At 71.6% G+C, this 3697-nt stretch carries 3 protein-coding genes; all 3 read left to right on the top strand.

The window, feature by feature from the left end; all coding sequences use genetic code 11:
• The first annotated feature begins 146 nt into the window (after positions 1 to 146).
• Positions 147 to 1160 (top strand): phosphate ABC transporter permease subunit PstC, encoded by a 1014-nt coding sequence (gene pstC, locus AC1DUQ_RS19210; RefSeq protein WP_477074373.1) that lies wholly within the window; start codon positions 147 to 149, stop codon positions 1158 to 1160.
• Positions 1160 to 2284: a phosphate ABC transporter permease PstA gene (gene pstA, locus AC1DUQ_RS19205; RefSeq protein ID WP_477062310.1), complete on the top strand. Its 1125-nt coding sequence runs from the start codon at positions 1160 to 1162 to the stop codon at positions 2282 to 2284. Before pstC ends, pstA begins: the two co-directional genes overlap by 1 nt.
• A gap of 32 nt (positions 2285 to 2316) precedes the next feature.
• Positions 2317 to 3697: phosphate ABC transporter substrate-binding protein PstS (locus AC1DUQ_RS19200; protein ID WP_477074372.1), on the top strand; the 1381-nt coding region annotated here is incomplete at its 3' end.

The following is a 3697-nucleotide window of genomic DNA, read 5'->3' as shown; positions in this document are numbered from 1 at the left end:
GCCCTCGACCGAGCCGTGAGCCGACGCGTCTGTCGGGCTGCGCGCGTTCGTCCCCTGTTCACCGGCGCGGCGTCACTCGGTCATCGGTCCAGGTTTCGATCTGCGGAGGCAGCAGAGGACGAGCAGCGAGGAGCGTGGCGGCAGCGATGAGCACGCAGGTGCGGGTGGACGACCCGCAGGTCGGCTCGGCRCTGCCTCGACGACTCTCCAGCCGCCTGAGCGGCTCCGACCGAGCCTTCGTGATCGGTGCCCGCGGGGTGGGCGCGACGGTGCTGCTCATCACCGGCGGCATCGGGGTGTTCCTGGCGGTCCRGGCCTTCCCCACGCTGCGGCACTACGGCTGGTCGTTCTTCACCGAGACGGACTGGCAGCCCGAGGCCGACCGCGTCGGCATCGCCGCCGTTCTCGTCGGCACCGTGACCGTCGCGCTCGTCGCGCTCGCGTTCGCCTTCCCGCTCGGTCTTGCCACCGCGCTGTACATCAGCGAGTACGCGCCGGCCCGGATCCGCGGCGCCCTCGTCTCGGTCGTCGACCTCATGGCCGCGGTGCCCAGCATCATCTACGGGCTGTGGGGGTTCCTGCTGCTGCAGCCCTACGCCAAGGGCATCGCCCGCTGGCTGCACACCTACCTCGGCTTCCTCCCGTTCTTCCAGGTGGGCGCGGACCCGAACGCAGCGCTGTGGGAGCAGACCCGGTACACCGCGTCCGCGTTCGTCGCCGGCCTGGCCGTGGCGATGATGGTGCTCCCGATGGCCTCCGCAGTGATGCGCGAGGTGTTCTCGCAGGCTCCGCTGGGGGAGCGTGAGGCGGCCCTCGCGCTGGGATCGACCCGGTGGGGCGTGATCCGCTCGGTGGTGCTTCCGTTCGGTCGCGGCGGCATCATCGGCGGCACGATGCTCGGCCTCGGCCGGGCCCTCGGCGAGACCATCGCGGTCGCACTGATCATCTCCCCGGCCTTCGACCTGAAGTTCCAGCCCTTGGAGATCGGCACCAACACCGTCTCGGCGCTCATCGCGCTGCGGTTCGGGGAGGCCGACGACGCGCAGCTCTCCGCACTGCTCACCGCGGGCCTCGTCCTCTTCCTCGGCACGCTCGTCGTGAACACCGTCGCGGCGATGGTCGTCGCACGCAGCCGCTCGGGCGTCGGGACGGACATCTGATGACGGTCCTCGAGGCACGGACGCCGCCCGCGGCTCCCCGCACCTGGGTGCGTCCCGCCGACGACCCGACACCTACCGCGCCCCCACGCCGCCGCCGCCCCGGCGGGACGAAGGCGGAGGACCGCGCGATCCTGGTCGGATCCGTGCTCGCCGGCATCGCGCTGAGCTGGGTGATCTGCTTCCGACTGCTGCCCTGGGGCAATCCTCTGGCGTTCGCGCTCACGGCGTTCGTGGCCTTCCTCGCGGTGGTCACGGTCGCCACGGCCGCGACGTCCGACGGGCCGATGGTCACCGACCGGCTCGCGGCCGCGGTGATCAGCGGCGGGGCAGCGGTCGTCGCGATCGCCCTGGTCACCACGGTGGTGTTCACGTTCGTCCGGGGCGCGGAGGCCCTGACGCACTCGAACATGTTCCTCGACGACATGGCGGGCGTCGGCCCGCGCGACCCGCTGACCAACGGTGGAGTGCTGCACGCGATCCTCGGGTCGCTCATCCAGATCTCGATCGCGGTCGTCGTGACCGTGCCGCTGGGCATCGGCACCGCCGTGTTCATGACCGAGGTCGGCGGCAAGTTCTCCCGTGTCGTCCGCACGGTCGTGGAGGCGATGACCGCCTTGCCGTCGATCGTCGCGGGGCTGTTCATCTACGCCGTGCTGATCCTCACGCTCGGCGTCCCGCGCTCCGGCCTCGCCGCCGCCGCCGCGCTGTCGGTGATGATGCTGCCGATCATCGCCCGCGCCGCCGACGTGGTGCTCCGCGTGGTGCCGGGCGGCCTGCGCGAGGCCAGCCTGGCGCTGGGGTCGTCGCGCTGGCGGACTGTGTGGCACGTGGTGCTCCCCACCGCCCGGGCGGGGCTGGCGACGGCCCTCATCCTCGGCGTGGCGCGTGGGGTGGGGGAGACCTCTCCCGTGCTGCTCACCTCCGGGGCCGCGTCGTTCGTCGTGCTCAACCCGACGGCCGGCGCCATGAACTCGCTGCCGCTGTTCATCTTCTCCGCCATCCGCAGCGGTGAGCCCCTCTACGTCCAGCGCGGTTTCGCCGCCGCGTCGATCCTGCTCTCCCTCGTGCTCGCGCTCTTCGTGCTGGCGCGGCGGATCGCCCGACCGCGGACGGGCCGGCGATGACCCGGCACCCGCGCCCCAGCCCTGGAGGACACGTGCCTGATCCGAGCCGTCGCCGTGCGCGGCGCGCCCTCGCGGCCCTCGGGGCGGTGCTGCTCGTGCTGCTCACCGGTCAGACGCCCGCGTTCGCCGCGTACGGGCAGATTGAGGGCACCGGCTCGACGTGGAGCCAGGTGATCGTCGACCAGTGGATCGCCGACGTGGACGCCAACGGCATCAAGGTCGTCTACACCGGCGGCGGGTCGTCCAAGGGCCGCAAGGACTTCGCGTCCGGGACCACCGACTTTGGCATCTCCGAGATCCCGTACCAGCAGACCGACGAGTACGGGAACGCGGACAACGCCAACGGCCGCCAGTTCGCCTACCTGCCGATCGTCGCCGGCGGCACGGCGTTCACCTACCACCTGGAGTCCGGCGGGCAGCTGGTGCGCGACATCCGGCTCTCGGGGCCGACGATCGCCAAGATCTTCACCAGCCAGATCACCAGCTGGGCGGACCCGGCTATCAAGGCCGACAACAACGGCCGGACCTTCCCGGACCAGCCGATCATCCCGGTGGTCCGCTCGGACGGTTCGGGCACCACCGCGCAGTTCACCACCTGGCTCGACACCGCGCAGCCGGCGATCTGGCGGCCGTACTTCGGCCGGTCGGGGCTGACGTCGTACTACCCGAAGCCCAGCGGCAGCAAGATGATCGGCGCCTCGAGCTCGGACCAGGTGATGAACACGGTCGCCTCGGACGCCGGCAACGGCACGATCGCGTACGTCGAGTACTCGTACCCGATCAACAAGGGGTACCCGGTGGTCAAGGTGCTCAACGCCGCCGGCGTCTACGTGGAGCCCACCCAGTACGCCGTCGCGGTGGCCCTGACCAAGGCGCGGATCAACTCCGACCCCGCGTCGCAGAACTACCTCACGCAGATCCTGGACGACGTCTACGCCAACCCCGACCCGCGGTCCTACCCCCTGTCGTCGTACAGCTACATGCTGCTGCCGACCGGGTCGAGCGACCCGCGGATGACCACCAACAAACGCCAGAGCCTCGTGGACTTCATGTTCTACTCGCTGTGCGAGGGGCAGGGGAAGGCAGGGGCCTACGGGTACTCCCCGCTGCCGCTCAACCTCGTGCAGGCGGGTTTCGAGCAGGTGGCCAAGCTGGGCGCGGCCGACCCGGCCGTCGACGTGAGCAACCGCGACGCCACCAAGTGCAACAACCCGACGTTCGTCGCGGGCGACCTGGCGCGCAACAAGCTGGCGGAGATCGCCCCGGCGCCGGCGGAGTGCGACAAGCAGGGTGCCGGGCCGTGCCTCGGCGCCGGCCAGACCAGTGGGGGGACCGGGCGCGTTGGTGGCCCTGCGGCCGGAGGCGGCGCCGCCGCGGGTGGCGGCGGCGGGGCGGCCGGGGGCGCGGACGCAG

It is taken from the genome of Cellulomonas sp. P4_B5_2, assembly GCF_056402235.1.
The sequence above is the reverse complement of the archived record's forward strand: the minus strand, read 5'-3'. Positions and strand labels throughout refer to the sequence as shown.

Bases quoted from the DNA above. Each gene is read 5' to 3' on its own strand.
- pstA (WP_477062310.1), top strand. From the start codon at position 1,160: ATGACGGTCCTCGAGGCACGGACGCCGCCCGCGGCTCCCCGCACCTGG.